Source organism: Nocardia sp. NPDC055029 (assembly GCF_053608525.1).
The window spans coordinates 22,796-42,798 of the sequence record NZ_JBSGVQ010000015.1; the positions used below are offsets into that span (position 1 = coordinate 22,796).

18 protein-coding genes are annotated in these 20,003 nt (G+C 68.7%); 13 read left to right on the forward strand and 5 right to left on the reverse strand.

The genetic code is table 11. The features are described from left to right. Nucleotides 1–32: 32 nt before the first annotated feature. Nucleotides 33–932 carry an aminoglycoside phosphotransferase family protein gene (locus ACWF9G_RS15625; protein ID WP_452515977.1) on the reverse strand — a complete coding sequence of 300 codons (900 nt, stop codon included), beginning with the start codon at nt 930–932 and terminating at the stop codon, nt 33–35. A 229-nt stretch (nt 933–1,161) separates the two neighbouring features. On the opposite strand from ACWF9G_RS15625, the gene ACWF9G_RS15630 reads away from it, so the two are divergent. The 6 genes from ACWF9G_RS15630 (at nt 1,162) to ACWF9G_RS15655 (ending at nt 7,203) form a co-directional block, all read left to right on the forward strand. Continuing rightward, entirely contained in the window at nt 1,162–1,350 is a 189-nt protein-coding gene (locus ACWF9G_RS15630; protein WP_452515979.1) for a hypothetical protein, read from the forward strand. Nucleotides 1,351–1,567: 217 nt separating this feature from the next. Then, nucleotides 1,568–2,758, forward strand: a complete 1,191-nt coding sequence (locus tag ACWF9G_RS15635; protein ID WP_452515980.1) for a lipid-transfer protein — start codon at nt 1,568–1,570, stop codon at nt 2,756–2,758. 30 nt (nt 2,759–2,788) lie between these two features. Further along, nucleotides 2,789–3,229, forward strand: coding sequence for a type II toxin-antitoxin system Rv0910 family toxin (locus tag ACWF9G_RS15640; RefSeq protein WP_452515982.1), 441 nt, complete (start codon nt 2,789–2,791; stop codon nt 3,227–3,229). Then, entirely contained in the window at nt 3,226–4,104 is an 879-nt protein-coding gene (locus ACWF9G_RS15645; protein ID WP_452515984.1) for a MaoC/PaaZ C-terminal domain-containing protein, read from the forward strand. The genes ACWF9G_RS15640 and ACWF9G_RS15645 overlap by 4 nt, the downstream gene beginning before the upstream one ends. 4 nt (nt 4,105–4,108) lie before the next feature. Then, nucleotides 4,109–4,987: an SDR family oxidoreductase gene (locus tag ACWF9G_RS15650; RefSeq protein ID WP_452515986.1), complete on the forward strand. Its 879-nt coding sequence runs from the start codon at nt 4,109–4,111 to the stop codon at nt 4,985–4,987. A gap of 2 nt (nt 4,988–4,989) precedes the next feature. Beyond that, nucleotides 4,990–7,203, forward strand: coding sequence for an acyl-CoA dehydrogenase (locus ACWF9G_RS15655; RefSeq protein WP_452515988.1), 2,214 nt, complete (start codon nt 4,990–4,992; stop codon nt 7,201–7,203). Nucleotides 7,204–7,298: 95 nt separating this feature from the next. Here the strand turns inward: ACWF9G_RS15655 and ACWF9G_RS15660 are convergent, their stop codons facing one another. Beyond that, nucleotides 7,299–7,733, reverse strand: a complete 435-nt coding sequence (locus ACWF9G_RS15660) for a hypothetical protein (protein WP_452515990.1) — start codon at nt 7,731–7,733, stop codon at nt 7,299–7,301. Between the two features lie 155 nt (nt 7,734–7,888). Here ACWF9G_RS15660 and ACWF9G_RS15665 point away from each other — a divergent pair, with 155 nt between their 5' ends. The 7 genes from ACWF9G_RS15665 to ACWF9G_RS15695 all read left to right on the forward strand — a co-directional run bounded on the left by ACWF9G_RS15665 (nt 7,889) and on the right by ACWF9G_RS15695 (nt 16,445). Further along, complete coding sequence (locus tag ACWF9G_RS15665) at nt 7,889–8,611, forward strand: TetR/AcrR family transcriptional regulator (protein WP_452515991.1); 723 nt, start codon at nt 7,889–7,891, stop codon at nt 8,609–8,611. Nucleotides 8,612–8,679: 68 nt separating this feature from the next. Then, nucleotides 8,680–10,890: a serine/threonine-protein kinase gene (locus ACWF9G_RS15670; protein ID WP_452515993.1), complete on the forward strand. Its 2,211-nt coding sequence runs from the start codon at nt 8,680–8,682 to the stop codon at nt 10,888–10,890. 116 nt (nt 10,891–11,006) lie between these two features. After that, the gene (locus tag ACWF9G_RS15675; RefSeq protein WP_379309090.1) at nt 11,007–11,468 is read left to right on the forward strand and encodes an aminoacyl-tRNA deacylase; all 462 of its coding nucleotides are present in this window, start codon (nt 11,007–11,009) and stop codon (nt 11,466–11,468) included. A 14-nt stretch (nt 11,469–11,482) separates the two neighbouring features. Then, nucleotides 11,483–12,877 carry a glutamine synthetase family protein gene (locus ACWF9G_RS15680; RefSeq protein ID WP_452515995.1) on the forward strand — a complete coding sequence of 465 codons (1,395 nt, stop codon included), beginning with the start codon at nt 11,483–11,485 and terminating at the stop codon, nt 12,875–12,877. A 101-nt stretch (nt 12,878–12,978) separates the two neighbouring features. Next, nucleotides 12,979–14,130 (forward strand): PucR family transcriptional regulator, encoded by a 1,152-nt coding sequence (locus tag ACWF9G_RS15685; RefSeq protein ID WP_452515996.1) that lies wholly within the window; start codon nt 12,979–12,981, stop codon nt 14,128–14,130. 84 nt (nt 14,131–14,214) lie between these two features. Next, nucleotides 14,215–14,766, forward strand: a complete 552-nt coding sequence (locus tag ACWF9G_RS15690) for a nuclear transport factor 2 family protein (RefSeq protein ID WP_379309086.1) — start codon at nt 14,215–14,217, stop codon at nt 14,764–14,766. Nucleotides 14,767–14,768: 2 nt separating this feature from the next. Further along, complete coding sequence (locus tag ACWF9G_RS15695; protein ID WP_452515998.1) at nt 14,769–16,445, forward strand: AMP-binding protein; 1,677 nt, start codon at nt 14,769–14,771, stop codon at nt 16,443–16,445. A gap of 185 nt (nt 16,446–16,630) precedes the next feature. On the opposite strand, the gene ACWF9G_RS15700 is transcribed toward ACWF9G_RS15695, so the two are convergent. The 3 genes from ACWF9G_RS15700 to ACWF9G_RS15710 form a co-directional block, all read right to left on the reverse strand. After that, complete coding sequence (locus ACWF9G_RS15700) at nt 16,631–17,692, reverse strand: lytic murein transglycosylase (protein WP_452515999.1); 1,062 nt, start codon at nt 17,690–17,692, stop codon at nt 16,631–16,633. A gap of 395 nt (nt 17,693–18,087) precedes the next feature. Continuing rightward, a complete protein-coding gene (locus tag ACWF9G_RS15705; RefSeq protein WP_452516000.1) occupies nt 18,088–19,389 on the reverse strand; it encodes a TetR/AcrR family transcriptional regulator in 1,302 nt (433 codons plus the stop codon). Further along, complete coding sequence (locus ACWF9G_RS15710; protein ID WP_379309081.1) at nt 19,386–20,003, reverse strand: hypothetical protein; 618 nt, start codon at nt 20,001–20,003, stop codon at nt 19,386–19,388. Before ACWF9G_RS15710 ends, ACWF9G_RS15705 begins: the two co-directional genes overlap by 4 nt.

A 20,003-nucleotide genomic window follows, 5' to 3' on the forward strand; every position in this document is an offset into this window, starting at 1 on the left:
AGCGGCCGAAGCACGCGCTGCACGGCCGCCGCTCAGATCAAGGCTGCGGCGAGCCGGTCGGTCGCGGACACCAGCCAGGCCGGATCACCGTTGGCTCGGCCCCACAGCGCTTCCTTGACCGCGCCCGCCTGAGTCCAGCGGCGGGCGCGGATCGGATCGATCTGCGCCGCCTCGCAATAGATGTCGAGGAGCCGCAGGATCGTCGTTTTCGGGTTCGCCGAGCGGAGCAGGTCGTCGAATCGGGGGCTGCGGATGACATTCAGTGCGTCAGATGCGGGGTCGCCGATGTAGCACTTGGGGTCGATCGCGAGCCACGGTTCTCGATCGGACGACAGGACATTGGCGTCGTGGAGGTCGCCATGGACGAGGGTGTTCGGCTGGTCGCGGCCGAGCTCGCGGAGGGTGTCGAGCGCCGCGTCGAGGACTCGGCGCGGCAACGGTTGGCCGAATTCGGCTGCCGTGGTGCGGATCTCGTGCTCCCAGTCGTCCATGTGATCGGCGAGCCGGGGGAGTCCGGCGGGGGCTTCCACGGCCAGCCTGCGCGTGAGGCCGCCCTGGATCGCGACGGCTCGTTCCGGGTCGGTCACGGTGGCCAGGGTGTTGTCGGCGCGTTCGAGCAGCATCGCGTAGCGGGCGTCGTCGCGTGCGTAAATGCGCACGGCGCCGCGGCCGTTCCATGCCATGAAGGCGTCGGGTTCGTGGCGGTTGCCGGGATGGGGGAACGAGACCTTGATGACCGCGGGTGGCAGGTGATGCGGCCGCACCGGCACCACGATGCCGACTTCGCCGTGCATGACCGGGCCGTCGGGTGTGCAGGACCACCGTCGCAGCAGGTCGTCGACCATGCCGGGCAATGCCTCGAGCCATGTGCGACCATGGTCGCCCGCGGCGGTCAATCTCTTGCGGGCGAACACTTCCGGCACGGTGATCATGATCGCGCTACCCCCGCCGTCCTGTATTGCTTCACGGTCCTGGCGAGGGCCCTCGCCGGGTGCGGTCGGCCGCACGGTATCGAAGCTATCGCGAATTACTCGCGGGCCCGATGCACGTCGTGGCTCCCGCGGTTGCGCAAATGTTCAGCTATGTTACTTTTCCTTCGGCGAGATCGCTGGGCAGCAGGCGGTCGCGTATGGGTCGGCTGCTGGGTCTAGGGAGAGTCGGATGGTGTCGAGTGGCCTGGCCGGGGCTCGTTCCGTCGTGGACCAGCGCAGGCCGTTCTCCGATCCACGATTCGATCGCTTTATAGCGCTGATCGATGGCCTGTCCGTCGAGTCGCACGAGATTCTGACCGGGTTCGCCGAGCGGCTGCGTGCCGTTGAGCGAATGCCTGGCGACTCGCTGGTCGACTAGCCGATTCTTTCGGGAGCTTGCTCCCTTCTGTCCATGTATCTGGGACGTATGCCTCACTAAATCTGTGCTGGTCAGCGCGCCGAATGTGGCCGCGCTCGCGTCCGCCTGTCCGAAATCGGTCTTTGCCGGGGTATTGACCTGGACTCGGTGTCCAACCTAAATTGCAGGGACACCGTGTCCCACATAAACGGGACGCGCGGCACACAGGAGTGCGTACATGACACAGAAGGTGTTCGTCGTCGGCGTCGGGATGACGAAGTTCGAGAAGCCGGGCGAACTGGAATGGGACTACCCCGACATGGCCAGGGAGGCGGGCACCAAGGCGCTCGCGGACGCGGGCATCGACTACGACCGCGTCGAACAGGCCTACGTCGGCTATGTGTACGGCGAGTCCACCTCGGGTCAGCGCGCGGTCTACGAGCTCGGGCTGACCGGCATTCCGGTGGTGAACGTCAACAACAACTGCTCCACCGGATCGACCGCGCTCTACCTCGCGGCGCAGGCGATCCGCGGCGGCCTGGCCGAATGCACGCTGGCGCTGGGTTTCGAGAAGATGCAGAAGGGTTCGCTCGGTTCGACATTCGACGACCGTGAGCAGCCGATGATGCGCCACCTGCTCGCGCTGGCCGAACTGCAGGAATTCGCGATGCCGCCCGCGCCGTACATGTTCGGCGCCGCGGGCACAGAGCACATGGAGCGCTACGGCACCACCGCCGAGCAGTTCGCCAAGATCGGCGTGAAGAACCACAGGCACTCGGTGAACAACCCGTACGCGCAGTTCCAGAAGGAATACAGCCTCGAGGAAGTGCTCGCCGCCAAGCAGATCTACGGCCCGCTCACCAAGCTGCAGTGCTCACCGACCTCCGACGGCTCCGGTGCGGTCATCCTCGCCGGTGAGGACTTCGTCGATCGGCACAACCTGGCCGATCGCGCGGTCGAGATGGTCGGGCAGGCGATGGTCACCGACCTCGAGTCCACCTTCTCGACCCAGAGCGCGATCAACCTCGTCGGCGCCGACATGTCGCGCACCGCGGCGCTGAAGGTCTACGAGCAGGCGGGCATCGCACCCGAGGACGTCGACGTCATCGAGCTGCACGACTGCTTCTCCACCAACGAACTGCTGACCTACGAGGCGCTCGGCCTGTGCGCACCCGGGGAGGGCGGTCGGCTCGTCGACGACAACGCCACCACCTACGGCGGCAAATGGGTCGTCAACCCGTCCGGGGGCCTGATCTCCAAGGGGCACCCCCTCGGCGCCACCGGCCTGGCCCAGTGCAGCGAACTCACCTGGCAGCTGCGCGGCGATGCCGACGCCCGCCAGGTCGACAACGCGCGAATCGCTCTGCAGCACAACATCGGTCTGGGTGGCGCGGTCGTGGTGACCGCCTACCGCCCGGCCAACCGCTGACTTCCCCCACGAAACCCGAGGAGTAACCCCATGGCATCTGTGTCCGTTTCCACCGATCTTCCCGTCACCCCCGAGCAGGCGTGGGCCCGCCTGAGCGACCTCGCGAACTGGGAGGACTGGCTGACCATCCACCAGGGCTGGCGCAGCGAGCTCCCCACCGAGCTGACCGCGGGCTCGCGCTTCATCGAGGTGGTGTCGGTGATGAACATGGCCAACAAGATCGAGTGGACCGTGGCCGAGGTCGACCCGAACAAGTACCTGCGCATCACCGGCACCGGAATGGCAGGTGTCACTGTGGAATTCGCGCTCAAAGTAGAGCCGACCGAGTCCGGCTCCAGTGCCGCGTTCGACGCGAGCTTCAAGGGCACCATGATCGTCGGCCCGATCGGCAAGGCCGTCGCCAAGCACGCCGAAGCCGACCTGAAGGCCTCGATGGCCAAGTTCACCGAGCTCGTCGGATCGGCCGCATGACCACTTCGGAATCGGCCGGGGTCGTCTTCGACGGCTCCGGCCTGGGGGAGTGGACCGACGAGGAGCGGTTCTCGGTCACCGCGGAACGGATCGCGGAATACGCCGCGGCGACCAATGATCCGATCGACGCTCACCGCAGCGGCGAGATCGCTCCGCCGGTGTTCGCGGTCGTCCCGGTGTTCACCTCGATGGCACCGGCCGCCCTGTCGGTCGCGCCGGTGGAACTGCTGATGAAGCTCGTGCACGGTGAGCAGGACTTCCTGTTCCACCGGCCGATCCGGGCAGGCGACGAACTGGTGGTGCGCGCCAAGCCGATCGGCTACCTGGGCAAGCCGAACGGTTCGACCGTGGTCGTCTACGCCGAAACCCGGGACGCCGCAGGCGAACTCGTCAACGAGCAGTGGATGACGGCGTTCTTCCGCAAGGTCGACGCCGGTCCAGGCGTCGGGGAGCAGGCGCCCGAGCACCGGATCACCGACGCCGACCGGGCGAGCGAACCGGTCGCGCAGGTCACCGCGCACATCGACAGCGACCAGACCTTCCGCTACTCGCCCGCCTCCGGCGATCCGATGCCGATCCACCTCGACGACGAAATCGCCAGGATGGCAGGCCTTCCCGGCATCATCAACCACGGGCTGTGCACCATGGCGTTCACGTCGTGGGCCGCGCTGACCGAACTCGCCGGCGGTGACACCGCTCGCCTGCGCCGCCTCGCCGTGCGTTTCGCCAAGCCGGTGCTGCCGGGCCAGGACATCACCACGACCCTGTGGCGCACCGCCGCCGCACCGGGCGTCGCCGCCTACGCCTTCGAGACCGAGGCCGCGGGTCAGATCGCGATCACCGACGGCCGCGTCGAAATCAACGAGGAGAACTGAACTCATGGGAAAGCTTGACGGTCGCGTCGCAGTCGTCACCGGCGCCGGGCGCGGTATCGGCCGCGAACACGCGCTGCTGTTCGCCCGCGAAGGCGCGAAGGTCGTGGTCAACGATCTCGGCGGCGCCAACGACGGCTCCGGCAGCGATGCCGGACCCGCGCAGCAAGTGGTCGACGAGATCGTCGCCGCCGGTGGCCAGGCGGTCGCCAACACCGATAACATCGCCACCTGGGATGGCGCGAAAGCCCTTGTCGACCAGGCGATCAACGAGTACGGCACGCTCGATGTGCTGGTGAACAACGCGGGCATCCTGCGCGACGCGTTCATCGCGGGCATGGAGGAATCCCAGTGGGATGCCGTCATCGCCGTGCACCTCAAAGGCCACGCCGCGACCCTGCACCACGCCGCGGCGTACTGGAAGGCACAGACCAAGGCGGGTGTGCCCGTCAACGCGGCGGTGATCAACACCGCCTCGGCCTCGGGCACCTTCATGCCCAACGCGGGACAGGGCAACTACGGCGCCGCCAAGGCGGGCATCGCCGCACTGACCCTCGTCGCCGCCGACGAGCTCGAGCGCTACGGCGTGCGGGTCAACGCGATCGCCCCGATCGCGCGCACCCGCCTGACCCTGGCCACCCCCGGCATGGGCGCGCTGTTCGCCGCCGAGGTGCCCGAGGGCGAGTTCGACGCGTTCGCCCCGGCCAACATCTCGCCGCTGGTCGCGCACCTGGCCGAGGCCGACTGCCCGCTCACCGGCAAGGTGTTCGCCGTGCAGGGCGGCGCGATCGTCGAACTGGCCGGCTGGCACGACGTGCGCACGGTCGAGACCGACGGCCCGTGGACCATCGACGAGGTCGCCGCCCAGCTGAAGGAGACCAGCTAGCCATGGCACGCACCAGCTATGAGCTCGGCGTCGGCGTCAGCGAGGACCACCTGGCCCTCGCCGACGCGGTGCACGGGTTCGTCGAACGCACCATCACCGCCGAGATCGTCCGCGCGGCAGTCGAAGCCGGCGAGCCGGGCAAACAGCTGCCCTACTGGGACGCGCTGGTGGCGCAGGATCTGCTGAGCCTGCACGTCGCCGAGGACCTGGGCGGGCAGGGTGCGGGTCTGCTGACCCTGGCCGTCGCGCTCGAGCCGCTCGGTCGTGGCCTGCACACCGGTCCGTTCGTGCCGACGGCACTGGCGAGCGCGGTGCTCGCCCAGGACGGTGGGGCATGGGCGCGGGCACAACTGCCCGGTCTGGCGGACGGGTCGCGCACCGGTGCGGTCGCGCTGTCGTCGAGCCTGACCGGCGTGCTGCGTGACGGCGCGCTGGTCGTGGACGGCACCGCCGACGGCGTGGTCGGTGCGGTGTCGGCGGATGTGATCATCGCGCCGGTCACCGTCGTCGGCGAGCAGCGGTGGGTCGCGTTCGAGAACGCCGATCTGACCGTCGCCGCGCAGGACAATGTCGACGTGCTGCGCGCAGCGGCTCGGCTGCACGCGGATTCGGTCGAGGTGTCGGCGGCACGGGTGCTCACGGTCACCTCGGCGCGGGTGCGCTCGGTCGCGGCGGTCGTGCTGGGCGCCGAGGCGGTCGGCGTGATGTCGTGGTGTGTCTCGACCGCGGCCGAATACGCCAAGACCCGCGTGCAGTTCGGCAGGCCGATCGGGCAGTTCCAGGGCGTCAAGCACAAGTGCGCGCACATGGGCATCGCGCTGGAGAAGGCACGAGCCGTGCTGTGGGACGCGGCCTATGCCCTCGATCGTGACGACGAGACCGCCGACTACGCGGCCGCGGTCGCCGCGCTGATCATTCCCGACGCCGCGGTGCAGGTCGCCCAGGATTGCATCCAGGTCCACGGCGGCATCGGCTTCACCTGGGAACACGACGCGCACCTGTACTACCGCCGCGCACTCGCGCTGCGCGGTCAGCTGGGTGTGCGCGACGAACGCGCCGAGGCGGTCGCCGGCTACGCGCTGTCGGGGCTGACGCTGTCCAGTGAACTGGAGTTGCCCGCCGAGGCCGAGCGGATCCGGGCCGGTATCCGGGCCGAACTCGCCGAGATCGCGACGATCGACGACGAGGACGACCAGCTCGTCGCCCTCGGCGACGGCGGCTGGAACCTGCCACATCTGCCCCGTCCGTACGGTCGCTCGGCCTCGCCGCTCGAGCAGGTGGTGATCTCGCAGGAGATCAAGGCCTCCGGTATCCCGATGCCGCAGCTGCTGATGGGGACCTGGGCGGTCGGCGCGATCGTCCCGCACGGCGACGAACGGCAGAAGCGGGAGCTGGTCGTGCCGACGCTGCGCGGCGAGGTCGTGTGGTGCCAGCTGTTCAGCGAACCGGGCGCGGGCTCGGACCTGGCGAGCCTGACCACCAAGGCGACCAAGGTCGACGGTGGCTGGCGGGTCACCGGGCAGAAAATCTGGACCACGGTCGCGCAGTTCGCGGAATGGGCGATGCTGATCGCGCGCACCAGCCCGGACAAGCCCAAGCACGAGGGCGTCACCTACTTCGTGCTCGACATGTCCAGCCCCGGCATCACGGTGCGGCCGCTGCGGGAGATGACCGGATCGGCGCTGTTCAACGAGGTGTTCCTCGACGACGTGTTCATCCCCGACGAGAACGTGGTCGGCGCGGTCGACGACGGCTGGCACGTGGCGCGCACGACGCTGGCCGGTGAACGGGTGGCGCTGAGCCAGAAGATGGAGGCCTACGCCACCGACGCCGACCTGCTGCGGTTCGCGGTCGGGCGGGACCTGTCACCGGTGGCGCGCTACCACGTCGGCGAGCTCATGGCCGAGAGCCGGGCGGTGGACGTGATCGGTTCCCGGGTGGTGCTCAAGCAGCTGTCCGGCATCGATGTCTCGACCACCTCCAGTGTCGGCAAGCTGCTGGGTATGGCACTGGGACAGGCGATTTCGGAGTTCGTCGTCGCCGAACTCGGCATCGCCGGCGTCGTCTCGGTGCCGGGGGAGCGCAGTGATCACGCGATGGAACAGCTGATCGCCGGGCGCGCCACCACCATCTACGGTGGCACGACCGAGGTGCAGCTCAATGTCATCGGTGAACGCATGCTGGGGCTGCCCCGCGACGCGTCGGTGACCGCCTGAGGGTGCTCACGGCCGCCCGCCGAAGGCGTCGGGGCGCGGCGACAGACAGGTGGTCGCGGCACGCACCCGCGACCACCTGCACACCGGCGGTTGATTCAGGGCACGCTGTGGGCGAAGACCAGAATCCCGCCGACCAGCAGGGCGACGACCTTCCCCACCTCGAGCGCGATGTAGGCGTGATGACTGTGCGACCGTGGCGCGTCGATGCCCGCGAGCACGGCATCGCTGCGGCGGGACAATCGCGGGCGCACCGCGACGACCTGGACAGCGAAGGCCACCATGGCCACGGTGAGCGCCCGCGTGGCGGCGGTGCCGGGGGAGTCGACAAGGATCGCGACGAGAATCGTTGCGGCGAGGACGAGTTCGGCGATGTTGAGCGCGCGGAAGACCAACCGGCCGATGCCGAGCCCGATCGGCACGGTCACTCCGGGCGCCCGGAACTTCAGTGGCGCCTCCAGGAACGAGATGGCCAGCACCATGCCCAGCCAGCAGAACGTCGCCGCGGCGATCACAGCCCACGCGGTGGTCATGTCGATCAGGTCCTCTCCGTCGGTGTCGGTACCCGACCCGAACAGGATCGCCGATGGATCGTGATCTGTCCCGAGTCCGCGTCGGCAGGGCGCCGGACCCGGCTGGGATACTGTCCCCGCCGGATCGCGCCGATCCGGCGCCCGATGGGAGGAATGTGACCGCACAGCGCGCCGATGGCAGGGCCAGCCGATGGGACCGGCATCGCGCCGAGCGCCGGGACCGGATTCTCGCCGCTGCGCTCGAGGCTGTGCAGGCGCAGGGCGCCTCGGTGGGCGTGCAGGAGATCGCCGATCTCGCGGAGATACCGAGGTCGGTGCTGTACCGGTTGTTCAAGGATCGCCAGGACCTCGACGAACAGTTGCGTGCCCGCATCGTCGACGACCTGATGGCGGTGCTCGCGCCCACCCTGAATCCCGAAGGCACCGTGGCCGAGGCCATCGCGCGGTCGGTCGACACCTATGTGGGGTGGATCGCCGCCAATCCCCGGCTGCACTACTTCCTCGGCGCCGGGTCCGAGGGCAAGCAGCGGCACAATTCACCGATCGTCTCCGGCACCAAGATCGCGATCGCAGGCACCGTGCGCGAGGTGTTCGAGAACGCGTTGCGCGCCCAGTCGGCCCCGGTGACGATCGCCGAGCCGATGGCCTTCGGCCTGGTCGGGTTCGTCGACGGCAGCGTGAACCGGTGGCTGAGCCGCTCGATGCAGCCGATGGACGCGGCCGAGCTGTCGTCCTACCTGCAGGGGGCGATCTGGGCGATCGTGGACAGCAGCCTGCGCAAGGTCGGGGTCATGCTCAATCCGCTGACGCCGATGGCCGATCTCGTGGCGCCGCCGAGCGATACCCTTGAGCAAGGGAGTCTTGATGGAAGGAGCTGACGTGGGGCAACCAGTCCGCATCGCGTGTAGCCGCCGCGTGATCGCCCGAGGCTGATCTCGAGCGACCGATGTCCGAGCAGCCGATCGACCTGGTCGATTCAGCCGAACGAACCCGCACCGCGCTCGCCAGTGCCGTGGCGCTGCTCTCGCAGGCTTGGGCAACCGGTTCACCACCCGATCTCGCGGTCTTCCTCCCCGGGGAACCGGCGGCGCGGCGCACGATCCTGATCGAACTGATCAAGATCGACCTCGAATACCGCTGGCTTCGGTATCACTTTCCCAAACGACTGCTCGAATACCGCGCCGAATTCCCCGAGCTGCGCGATGGCCCCCTGCCCGCCGAGCTCGTCTACGAGGAATTCCATGCCGTGCGCCGCGGATCGTGGGCAACCGATGCGGCTCCCACCGCCGGTGCGGCGACCGCGGCGGCGACCGGCCCCGAGCCGACGAGCGACGACTACCAGAGCACGATCATCGCTCGTCCCGGCGCGCAGGCTCTGCTCGACACCATCGATGTCGGCGATCGCGTCGACGACTTCGACCTCCTGATGAGGATCGGCTCCGGTGCCTTCGCCCAGGTCTATCTCGCCCGGCAGCAATCGATGCAGCGACTCGTCGCGGTCAAGATCTCCCACAACCACGGCATCGAGCCGCAGACCCTCGCCCAGCTGGACCACGAGTACATCGTGCGCATCTTCGACCAGCGGCTCATCGCCGACGGCCAGCTGAAGCTGCTCTACATGCAGTACCTACCGGGCGGGACACTGCTCGACGTGCTGCGGCTGCGGCGCTCGACGCCGCCCGAACGCCACGACGGGCAACTGCTGCTCGACGCCGTCGACGAGGTACTCGCCGAGAAGGGTGAGGTCAGGCCGACCGAATCGGCGATCCGGACCAGGACCGCGGCACTGACCTGGCCGGAGACCGTCGCCTGGCTGGGCCGCCGGCTCGCGGACGCGCTGCAGCACGCGTCCGAACGCGGGGTGTTGCATCGCGATATCAAGCCAGCGAATGTGCTGCTCAGCGCCGAGGGCGTGCCGAAGCTGGCCGACTTCAACGTCAGCTTCAGCAAACGGATCAAGGGCACCAGTCCGCTGGCCTACTTCGGCGGATCACTGGCGTACATGTCGCCCGAACAGCTCGAAGCCTGCCATCCCGAGCTGCCCGCGACCGCCCTCGACCTCGACACCCGCAGCGACATCTTCGCGCTGGCCGTCATGCTGTGGGAATTGCTCACGGGGCGGCGGCCCTTCCCGGACGAGTCGTCGGCGGGTGAGTCCGAGACGTCGCTGGCCCGCATGCTCGAATTGCGGCGCAGACCGGTCGAGTCGACATTCCTGTCGGAGCTTCCGCCGGATTGCCCCATGGCGCTGCGCCGCGTGCTGTTGAAATGCCTGTCGCCCGATCGCGATGACCGGTATTCGTCCGGCTCGGAATTGGCCCAGCAGTTCGATCTGTGCCTCGAGAAAAGGGCCCGCGACCTCGTGTATCCGCCGCCGGACAGTTGGCGAACGCGACTGTCGCGGTGGCCAACCCCTGTCCTCTGGTTGTCGTCGATGGTCGGTGTCGGCCTGGCGACGGTGTACTTGGCTGTGCACGCCCAGGAACTGATCAGACAGCGCCTGCCCGACGCCACGAACGCGCAGATCGACAAGGGCATCCTGGTGTGCATTCTCGGTGGCTTGCTGTTGGCCATCGTCATCTACATCTACATCTCGCGCGATCAGCTCGAGGTTCTTCGCGGCTTGCGCAAAGACAGACGCTACGGCGAGGCACGGCTCGCGCGAGTGCGGTCGCGGACACTGGTGTGGGGCGACCTGTGTGCGCTCAACACCCTGCTGTCCGCGCTGATCGCCACCGTGACGGCCGTGCTGCTGCTGCGCTGGTTCACCGACCTCCCGGTGCGGCTGCAGATCCACGCGGCGATGACTGTTCTGGTGGCGGGCACCATCTCGGTCGCCTACACCTTCTTCCTTTCCACGTTCTACCTCGTCCGCTGCGTCTATCCCCGCTACCTGCGCCACGGACGCACGACGGAGCGCGACGCCGCCGACCTGCGCTGGCTGCGCCGGCGAACCACGGTCTACCTCGCGGTGACGGCGTCGGTGCCGGTGGTCGGGGTGCTGGCCGGATTCAGCTTTCTCGAACCAGAGGAGCTGTGGCTCGTGCGCGACTCGGTGCTGGGGCTGTGCGCGGCCGCCGGGCTCGCCTTCGTCGCCGTGTACTGGTTGTTCCGCAAGCTGGACGCCGACCTGCGCGCGCTCAGCCGGGTGGTCTAGCGCTCGACGCGCCGGCCGCCGAATTCCGTGGGCTCCGTAGGGAGGTAATGGGCCTATGCTGAATTCAAGGCCGCCGAGCTCGGCGGTGGTGCCAACCAGCTGATGGAGGTTCCGCCATGGCCATGTCACCCACCGTGCACACGTGCCTACTGGATGCGGGTGTGGAGTATGAGACTGTGCGGCATCCGCACAGCCATAGCAGTACCGAGACCGCCGAAACAGCGTCCATCCCCGGCGACCGGCTCGCCAAGACGGTCCTCCTCGAAGACGACCAGGGCTACGTCGGCGCCGTGCTGCCATCCACTCATCACCTGCGGCTGCCGAAACTGTGGGACCAGACCGGGCGACGACTGTCGTTCGCTCACGAGTCGGACATGCGCGAAGTCTTCAAGGACTGCGAAGTCGGCGCGATCCCTCCCGTGTGCACCGCTTACGGCATGACAACACTGATGGACGAAAGCCTGAGCACTCAACCCGACATCTATTTCGAGGCCGGGGACCACGAGACGCTCATCCACATGCGCACCGAACAGTTCCTGCGCTTGATGGAACACGCGCAGAAGGGACGGTTCTCCTAGCCGGGCTCCTCGACGTGGACCTTCTGACCGAGCAGGAACGTCGTCACCGCTCCCACCACGCCAGTAGCGTCGCCGCGGCGCTGCACGACCGTGGAATCGTCGCGGTTGCCCTGACCTGGGTGGACACCAGCGGCATCACCCGGACCAAAGCCGTCCCGCTCGAACGGCTACCCCACGCCGCGGCGTGGGGCGTGGGAGCCTCCCCCGTATTCGACGCGTTCCTGCTCGACGACTCGATTCTGTCCGGGCATTTCGCCGGCGGGCCCACCGGCGACCTGCGGCTCCACCCCGACCTGGCACGCATCGCACCGCTCGCCGCTCTCCCCGGCTGGGCGATCGCCCCTGCCGACCGGTATAGCCAGGACGGCGCACCGCACCCACGCGACCCCCGGTTGCTGCTGCGCCGCATCGTCGACGAACTCGCCGCCGACGGCTTCGTGGTGCGCGCCGCGATCGAATTCGAATGGGTCGTCTCGCGGACCGACCCCGCCGACCCCGACGCGTTCCACCCGGCTTCCACCGCGCCCGCCTACGGTGCCGCCAAGCTCGTCGAGCTCGGCGGCTACCTGCGCGATCTCCTCACCGCGCTGCGAGACAGCGGCATCGCCGTCGAGCAGATCCATCCGGAATACGCGGTCAGCCAGTTCGAATTGTCCATTGCCGCCGCTGATCCGCTGGCCACCGCCGACACCGCGATCGTGGTCCGCGAGACCATTCGTGCGGCCGGCGCCGCACATGGCCTACGCGCATGCTTCGCACCGATGGTCGACGTCGACGGAGTGGGCAACGGCGGCCACATCCACCTCAGCCTGTGGGCCGACGGGCGCAACATGATGGCAGGTGGCTCTGGGCCGTTCGGTCTCACCGACCCGGGCCACCGCTTCGCCGCAGGCATCCTGAAACACCTGCCCGGGCTTCTCGCGATCGGCTGCCCGTCGATGGCCAGTTACCTGCGACTGCGCCCCAGTCACTGGGCCGGGATCTACGCGTGCTGGGGGCTGGAGAACCGTGAGGCCGCACTGCGTTTCATCACCGGGGCCGATGGCGAACGTGCGGACGCCGCCAACTTCGAGGTCAAGTGCTTCGATCCGGCGGCCAATCCTTATCTGGCGCTCGCCGGCCTGCTGATCGCAGGCCGGGCGGGCCTGGCCACCGACCTCGCGCTGCCGAAACCGGTCGCCGTCGATCCCGCCGGCCTCGATCAACACACCCGCGACGCCGAAGGGATCAGCACGCTGCCGAGAACCCTGCACGATGCGGTCGCCGCCTTCGAAGGAGACCCGGTGCTCTGTGGCGCGTTCGGCGCGGAACTGGCCGACACGATCAGCAGCGTCCGCCGCGGCGAGATCGCACTCTTCGCCGACGCCACTCCCGCACAGATCGCCACCGCGACCCGGTGGCGGTTTTGACCTGCTGTGCCATCCAGCGGGATGATCCGGGTGAAATCCCGCGGCGACCGGGCATGCTCGGTGTCACTCTGATCGACAGTCCACCACAGTGGAGGTGCCGAATGGATGAGCCCGAGCCGACCGCTGACCTGATGCGGATCGTCGAGTACTTCGATCGCTTCGCCGAATCCGACGCCAATGCCGATACGGTGGTCCGCGCGGCCGCGGTCCTGGCCGAATGCCCGGCGGGCGCGCGCTGGCCGTCGGGCACCACCATTCGGTATGACGCGGCGGGCCGACTGCTTCCCACCGCCGCACCACCGCCGGGAGCATTCGGCACGGAGCCCGCGGTGTGGCTGGAGCGGTCCGGCGCCCCGCACCCCCTGGACGGCGTGCTGGTCGGCCGGTTGCGGCACTGTCTGCTGGTGATATCGCGCCGGGGTGCGGCCGGGCCGACCGGGCTGGCCGACCCGGCCCTGCTCGAAGTGGTGCTGTCGGAGGAACAGCGGCGCGCGGATCGGGTCCGCGCGATGCGCCTGCTCGGCGTCGATCCCGGGCGGCCGATGTGCCTGCTGGCGGTATCCGGACCGGGCACGGCGGACGCGGTGCGCATCATCGCCGAGCATGTCCCGGTGGTCCGCTCGACGATCCTCGGCACGACCACCGCGGTGCTGATACAGGACGCCGGCGCCTGCCGGGAGGTGTCGGATGTGTTGAATATGGCTGTCGTGCAGGCATTTCCGGCATCACGACGAGGCGCCGACGGTCCCTGGGTCGGAATGGGCGAACGGCTGCCCGCGCTGGCGGCCGCCACCTCCTGGGAGCAGGCGCGGCGCGCGCTGCGATTCGCGTCGTCGACCTGGCACGGACGCCGGGTGATCGCCTTCGAACGGCTCGGGTCTCTCGCCCTGCTCGGGGAACTGCCGGTTTCCCGGATCCTCGGCGCGCCGGATGTGGTGCGGCTCAACGACTTCGCCGCGACGGAGGCCGGCGGCCAGGCCGTCGACACACTGGAGGCATTCTGCGTGTTCGGATCGCTGCGGCGCACCGCGGACGAACTGCACCTGCACCACAGCACTGTCGCGGCACGGATCGCCCAGGTCGAGACGGTGATGGGCTGGCATGTCGGCGAGGCGCTGGACCGGTTCATGGCCACCTTGGCGCTGACGATGCGCCGGATCGCCCTGTCGTCGGCTGAATTGTCCCCGGACCCGCCGACCGGACCCGACGCGCGTCGGGCGGTTCGGAACCATCCACCGACGGATGTCGGGTGATCTGGATCACTGCTGTCGGCGACGATCGACGGGCACCGGGTAGGTGCGACCGGGAAACCCGGTGTACGAGAAGGAGTCTCCACCATGGCGGTCATCGATCCGAACAACACCTGGGCGCCGCTCGAACAGCGCCTGGCCGTCACCACGAACGAACGGCACCGCACGGTGCTCGGCATCGTCATCGAACACATGAAGGCCGAAGCCGCACCCGATCTCGACGGGCTCATGCGGACCCTGGTCCCCGAACCGGCCTACCACTTCTGGAACGAAGGCAATGACGTCGGCCCGAAGGGCCGCGACGTGGTGCACACCTACTACTCCGACTTCGTCGCCAGCCGCAGCAACGTGCTCGAGTACCAGCTGGACCGGCTGGTCGTCGACGACCACTGTGTGGTGACCGAGGGCTTCCTCAAGCAGATCTACCCGGGTGCGTACGCCGCGCAGATCGGCATCCCCGTCGACGATCCGGCCGCCGACTACCTGGTCGTGTTCCGTCAGCTGCTGCTGTGGCCGATCGATGCCGAGGGCCGTATCGAAGGTGAGGATTCGTATCACTCCGGCCCCGCGGAGATCCGCAAGCTGACCTTCGACGAATTGCCGCGCGAATACGTCGAACTCGTGCACCCGGGCGCGTGACGATGACGGAACGAACGGACGCGATCCCGGGCGCGCACCGGGCCGATATCGCGAGCATGCTGCTCGACCGGCTCGGTGACCAGCGGCTCGGCCTGCGCACCCGCGACACCGACTGGACCTGGGACGCGGTCGTCCACGAGTCGGCCGCCCGCGCGGAACTGGCCCGCGCCCTGCGCCGCGACGGCCCGTTCCACATCGGCGTGCTGCTGGACAACGTGCCCGATTTCGTGTTCTGGCTCGGCGCGGCGGCGCTGGCGGGCGCGACGGTGGCGGGTCTCAATCCGACCAGGAGCACCACCCAGCTGGCCGCCGATGTGCGGTATGTCGACTGCCAGCTGATCGTCACCGACGCCGTGGGGATGGCTCGTCTGCGGCAGCTGGACCTCGGCCTCACCGCAGATCGGTTCCTGCTGGTCGACGACCCCGGCTACGCCACCCGGATCGATGCCCACCGCGTGCCGCCCACGGCGGCGGGCGGGCCGGAGCAATTGCTGCTGCTGTTGTTCACCTCGGGTACCACCGGCACGTCGAAGGCGGTGCGGTGCACCCAGCGCCGCCTCGCCGTGGTCGCGCACGCCGCGGCGGCGAAGTTCGGGCACGTCCGTGACGACGTGGACTACTGCTGTATGCCGCTGTTCCACGGCAATGCCATCATGGCGCTGTGGGCGCCTGCCCTGTCGGTCGGCGCGACGATCTGCCTGACCCCGAAATTCTCTGCGTCGCAGTTCCTTCCGGATGTGCGGCACTTCGGCGCGACCTACTTCACCTACGTCGGCAAAGCACTGGGATACCTGCTGGCCACGCCCGAAGCCGCGACGGATTCGGACAATACGCTGGTGCGGGGGTTCGGCACCGAGGCGTCGGTGGCCGATCAGGACGAGTTCCGCCACCGCTTCGGCGCGGAACTGTTCGAGGGGTACGGCTCCAGCGAGGGCCCGAGTCTGGCGGCCTTGGATCCCGCCGCACCGCCCGCCGCCCTCGGCAGGCCGGCGCATCCCGGTGTGGCGGTGGTGAATCCGGACACCCTGCAGGAGTGCGCGCGGGCCGAACTCGACGAGCACGGCCGGGTCCGCAATCCCGACGAGGCCATCGGGGAAATGATCGACAAAGCGGGCGCACTCGCCTTCGAGGGCTACTACAAGAACGAGGTCGCCGACGCCGACCGCATTCGCAACGGCTGGTACTGGACCGGGGATCTGGGCTACCTCGACACCGACGGATACCTGTACTTCGCCGGCCGCAAGGGCGACTGGATCCGGGTCGACGGCGAGAACACCTCGGCACTCATGATCGAACAGGTCCTGCGCCGTCACCCCGCGGTCATCGCCGCCGCCGTGTTCGGGGTGCCCGATCCACGCTCGGGCGATCAGGTCATGGCCGCCGTCGAAGTCGCCGATCCGGCCTGCTTCGATGTCTCCGAGTTCACCGAATTCCTCCGCACCCAGGACGACCTCGGCAGCAAAGGCACACCCCGATTCCTGCGCGTCTCGGCCGACCTCCCGGTGACCGGGTCGAACAAGGTGCTCAAGCGCGAACTCCAGGAGCAGGCCTGGCGCACCGACGAACCTGTCCACCGGTGGGCAGGCCGGGGCGTACCGCACTACCGCCGCATGAGCGAAGCGGACAAACAGGCGCTGGAGTCGGAATTCGCCGTGTACGGCAGGCAGCGCATGCTGTAGCTGTCCGTGCGCCTGGTGGTGTCGCGCACCGTCGAACAGGTAGTCCGCGTCGTTCGGTGCCCGTCGCATCAGTCGGCGGTGTGCGGCAGGGCTCCAGGGCCGTACCGTCGGCAGGTCGTCGGCCTCGTGGTACCAGCTCTGGCAGCCGGTCGGGGCGAACGCGTCGTGCGCATCACAGTGTCCGGTCAGCCCTGTGGCATCGGCAGGGGAATGCTGACGCCCAGCGGCAGCGTGATCTGCGGGCCGGGTGTCGGGTCGGGTTCGGTCGGTGGCCGCTGCGTTCCCGTCGGCTGGTCACCGCACAGGATTCCGCACTCGATGGCGCCGATCACCGGCAGCGACACCAGGATCACCGGCTCGGGCGATGGAGTCGGGGCCGGTGCCATGGGTTCGAGCGTCAGGGGGGCTTCGACTGCGGGGGAGGGAGTTTCGGGTGCGGTGTCGTCCAGGGGCAGGGTGGGGGCGGACGGCACGGCGACGAGGTCGACGTGGACCGGGGACCCGCCCGTGCGGTAACGCTCCGACCAGCCGAGTACGTCGGCGGCGTAACTCGCTGAATAGTTGTAGCGGAGTACCGCACGCTGCCGCGCGGCGGGATCGCGCAGATCGGTCCCGTCGGCGCACAGGTAGCGGGCCGCGGCCAGGCTGGCGTCGAAGACATTGTGCGGGTCGGCCGTGCCGTCGCCGTTTCCGTCGGTGGCGTATCGGCTCCAGGTGCTCGGCAGGAATTGCATCGGGCCGACCGCGCGCACGAATCCACCCTCGGCGGCGGGGATCACCTCGTTGCCCGGCAGCGTGCCGTCGAGCGCGGGCCCGAAGATCGGCCGCATCGTCGTGCCCGCGGCGTCGGTGTTTCCCCGGTCGGCGTGGTCGGACTCGATCTTGCCGATCCCGGCAAGCAGATGCCAGCTCACACCGCATCCTGGCGCCGAGAGTTGCAGGGACAGTTCGGCATTGCGGTAGGCGGCAAGGACCGTCTCGGGGATCCCGAGCCCGCCCGTGGCAGCGACCGGAGTGACCGCGACGGGCGGCGTCGGATCGATCGGCGGCGCCGCTGTGCGCAGCTTGCGCGGGACGGGCGGAGTGGGCGCCAGCAGACCGACGACCGTCGACTCCGCAGGCATCGACGCGACAGCGACAGGCGGAGTGGGCAATTCGCGCGCCGCCGGTGCGGTGACACGCGCCGAACCGGAGACGAGCAGACCTGCCGCGAGGATCGTGGTCGCGGCGAGAGGGGTGGGGCGCATGGTGATGCCACCTTCTGTTGTCTTGTCCAGTCGTCTGCCCGGACGCTCCGGCGTGTGCGCGCCGGGGCTGGGTTCCGATACCCCGAGAATTATGTTACTGATGGTTCTGGCGAAATGGCATGCTAATCGGCGATATTCACGCAATACAAGTGATCTGACAATCAAGATAAGTGGATGATAATTCTCATCCAATCCGGTACCGTTCGAAGTGCCCGACGACGACGTGGGCGGCGTATTTACCCCACGCCGCACAGCGATCGCGCGTCGTGCCTCCCTCGCGCGCCCACGCGGCAGCCCGGCGAACTCACTGCCGCGGCGGACGGGCGATCGAGTAGTCGCGGCGTCCGGATTCGATGTGCAGGTCCGGACGCCGCGCACCGGGCACCGGGTGGCGCCTATCGCGACAGCGGCCGACCGAGGATGATGGTCTCGAGAAGTTGAATCACGGTGTCCTGCGGGCAGATTCCGTCGTCGCCGAAGGTGCGTCCCAGATCGACGACCAGGCTGAACGCGGCGTGCACCAGGACTCGCGCCTCGCTGATCGACAGTTCCGGCCTGGCCCCGACCACCAGCCGCGCCCACTCGGTGACGATCAACTGCTGGAGGTGGCGCAGGGTCACCTGATCCGTCTGCTCCACATGGCGGAACTCGGCGTAGTAGACGAAGGTCAGCGCGCGTTCGGCGAACGAGCCGGACACATACAGGCCGATCAGCGTGCCCAGTGCCCCGGCCGGGGTGTTGGCGGCGGCTGTCGCGGGCCTGATCGCCGCGGAGACCCTGTCCGCCGCCCGTCGGAAGGCCGCCACCAGCAGATCGCTCTTGCTGCGGTGGTAGCGGTAGACCGCCGACGCGGAGGACAGCTCGGCGGCCGCGGCGATGTCCTCCACACTGACGTTCGGATACCCGCGCTCGTGGAACAGCTCGACCGCCTTGTGCAGCACCAGTTCGTGCTTGAAGGGCTGAGCCCGCCCTGTGCTCCGGTGGGCCGCCGCACTGGCGTGCCGATCGGTCAGATCGGCGTCGACCAGCGTCCAGCTCGTCGAACGGAGCAGCGCGGCAAGAGCTTTCGCGGGGACGGTCGCATGGTGATCGCCGATGCTGCTGATCACGGCGAAGATCGACACCGCCCGCGCCGCGCGATCGTGGCCGTCCAACTCGGGCCTGACCTCGCCGATGCGTGCCCGCAGGCTCGCGATCGCCGCGGCGAACTGGTCGCTGAACTCCTGATGGTCGTCGGGTTCGAGGTAGCGGCGTTCCCAGCGAGCCAGCGCTGCGGTGGGCCGGTTGGCGATGGTCGCGGCGACGATGGCGCCCAGCACATGGTCCAGGCGCTGCCGCGGAGACCAGCCCGCCGCGTCCTCGGGCAGTTCGACGGCTCGCAGGGCGAGTCCGGACAGGCGCAGCAGTTCGGCGCGGAACAGCGCGTACTTGCTCGGAAAGTGCCGGTACAGCGCGGTCGAACTGATGTCGAGACGCCGGGCGATGTCGTCCATGCTCACGCCGTGATAGCCGTGTGCGCCGAACGCGGCCGCCGATTCCGCGGCGATCTGCGCCCGCCGGTTCTTCGGCCTGCGCCGGACCGCGCGCGCCGCGGAATCCGCGGCCGGTTCGTCGGCGTGCTTGCCCGCCGTCCTGGCCTTCGCCGCGCGCGGGGAGCGGCCGGTGTGCCGGGGGGATAGCGCGCCGGGTTCGGTCACTGCGCGGGCGCCGTCGTCAGCGGGGAATTCACTTTCTCGACCAGCCACCGGCCGTCGTCGTTGCGCAGGCTGAGCACCATCGACAACTGGCCGGGCTTGGCCTTGTGCTCGGTGCCGAGGCTCGAGATGGTCGTTCCGATCACCACGATCGCCTCGGCGGAGGTCTCGTCGCCGGTGCGCAGTGCGCACTGGGTGTCGGTGGTCTTGGAGACGACTTCTCCCTGCGTGAGGGCATCGCGCAGTTCGGTGCTGGTCGACTCGAACTGCTTTTTCCAGTCACCGGTCGCCCCATCGAGAACGGCCTTGAAGTAGGTGTCGAGGCTCTTGCTGTCGTAGTCGGCCAGAATCGGGCCATAGTGGCAGGCGGCCTCGCGGGCCCGCTGCTGAGCGGCGAGGAGATCTTTGCTGTCCTTGTTCTCCAGGAACAGCACCAGCGAGGTCGCCACCGATGCGCCGAGCACGACCGCCGCGGCGCCGCGCAGGCCGAGCGTTTTCCGGTCGATCTCCCACCACCTGCCGGGCTCGGTCGTCTTCTGCTCGATCGTGGGCACCGCCGCAGCGGGCTCGTCGACTTCGGATGCCCTTGTGGTCGAGGTGTTTTCGTCGTTGCTCAT

What these genes read in the sequence shown, in the direction of transcription:
- ACWF9G_RS15675 (WP_379309090.1), top strand. Translation starts at nt 11,007, where the DNA reads ATGGCCATGTCACCCACCGTGCACACGTGCCTACTGGATGCGGGTGTG.
- ACWF9G_RS15640 (WP_452515982.1), top strand. Translation starts at nt 2,789, where the DNA reads ATGGCATCTGTGTCCGTTTCCACCGATCTTCCCGTCACCCCCGAGCAG.
- ACWF9G_RS15690 (WP_379309086.1), top strand. Translation starts at nt 14,215, where the DNA reads ATGGCGGTCATCGATCCGAACAACACCTGGGCGCCGCTCGAACAGCGC.
- ACWF9G_RS15625 (WP_452515977.1), bottom strand. Translation starts at nt 932, where the DNA reads ATGATCACCGTGCCGGAAGTGTTCGCCCGCAAGAGATTGACCGCCGCG.
- ACWF9G_RS15695 (WP_452515998.1), top strand. Translation starts at nt 14,769, where the DNA reads ATGACGGAACGAACGGACGCGATCCCGGGCGCGCACCGGGCCGATATC.
- ACWF9G_RS15645 (WP_452515984.1), top strand. Translation starts at nt 3,226, where the DNA reads ATGACCACTTCGGAATCGGCCGGGGTCGTCTTCGACGGCTCCGGCCTG.
- ACWF9G_RS15670 (WP_452515993.1), top strand. Translation starts at nt 8,680, where the DNA reads ATGTCCGAGCAGCCGATCGACCTGGTCGATTCAGCCGAACGAACCCGC.
- ACWF9G_RS15660 (WP_452515990.1), bottom strand. Translation starts at nt 7,733, where the DNA reads ATGACCACCGCGTGGGCTGTGATCGCCGCGGCGACGTTCTGCTGGCTG.
- ACWF9G_RS15650 (WP_452515986.1), top strand. Translation starts at nt 4,109, where the DNA reads ATGGGAAAGCTTGACGGTCGCGTCGCAGTCGTCACCGGCGCCGGGCGC.
- ACWF9G_RS15635 (WP_452515980.1), top strand. Translation starts at nt 1,568, where the DNA reads ATGACACAGAAGGTGTTCGTCGTCGGCGTCGGGATGACGAAGTTCGAG.
- ACWF9G_RS15685 (WP_452515996.1), top strand. Translation starts at nt 12,979, where the DNA reads ATGGATGAGCCCGAGCCGACCGCTGACCTGATGCGGATCGTCGAGTAC.
- ACWF9G_RS15630 (WP_452515979.1), top strand. Translation starts at nt 1,162, where the DNA reads ATGGTGTCGAGTGGCCTGGCCGGGGCTCGTTCCGTCGTGGACCAGCGC.
- ACWF9G_RS15655 (WP_452515988.1), top strand. Translation starts at nt 4,990, where the DNA reads ATGGCACGCACCAGCTATGAGCTCGGCGTCGGCGTCAGCGAGGACCAC.
- ACWF9G_RS15710 (WP_379309081.1), bottom strand. Translation starts at nt 20,003, where the DNA reads ATGAGCAACGACGAAAACACCTCGACCACAAGGGCATCCGAAGTCGAC.
- ACWF9G_RS15700 (WP_452515999.1), bottom strand. Translation starts at nt 17,692, where the DNA reads ATGCGCCCCACCCCTCTCGCCGCGACCACGATCCTCGCGGCAGGTCTG.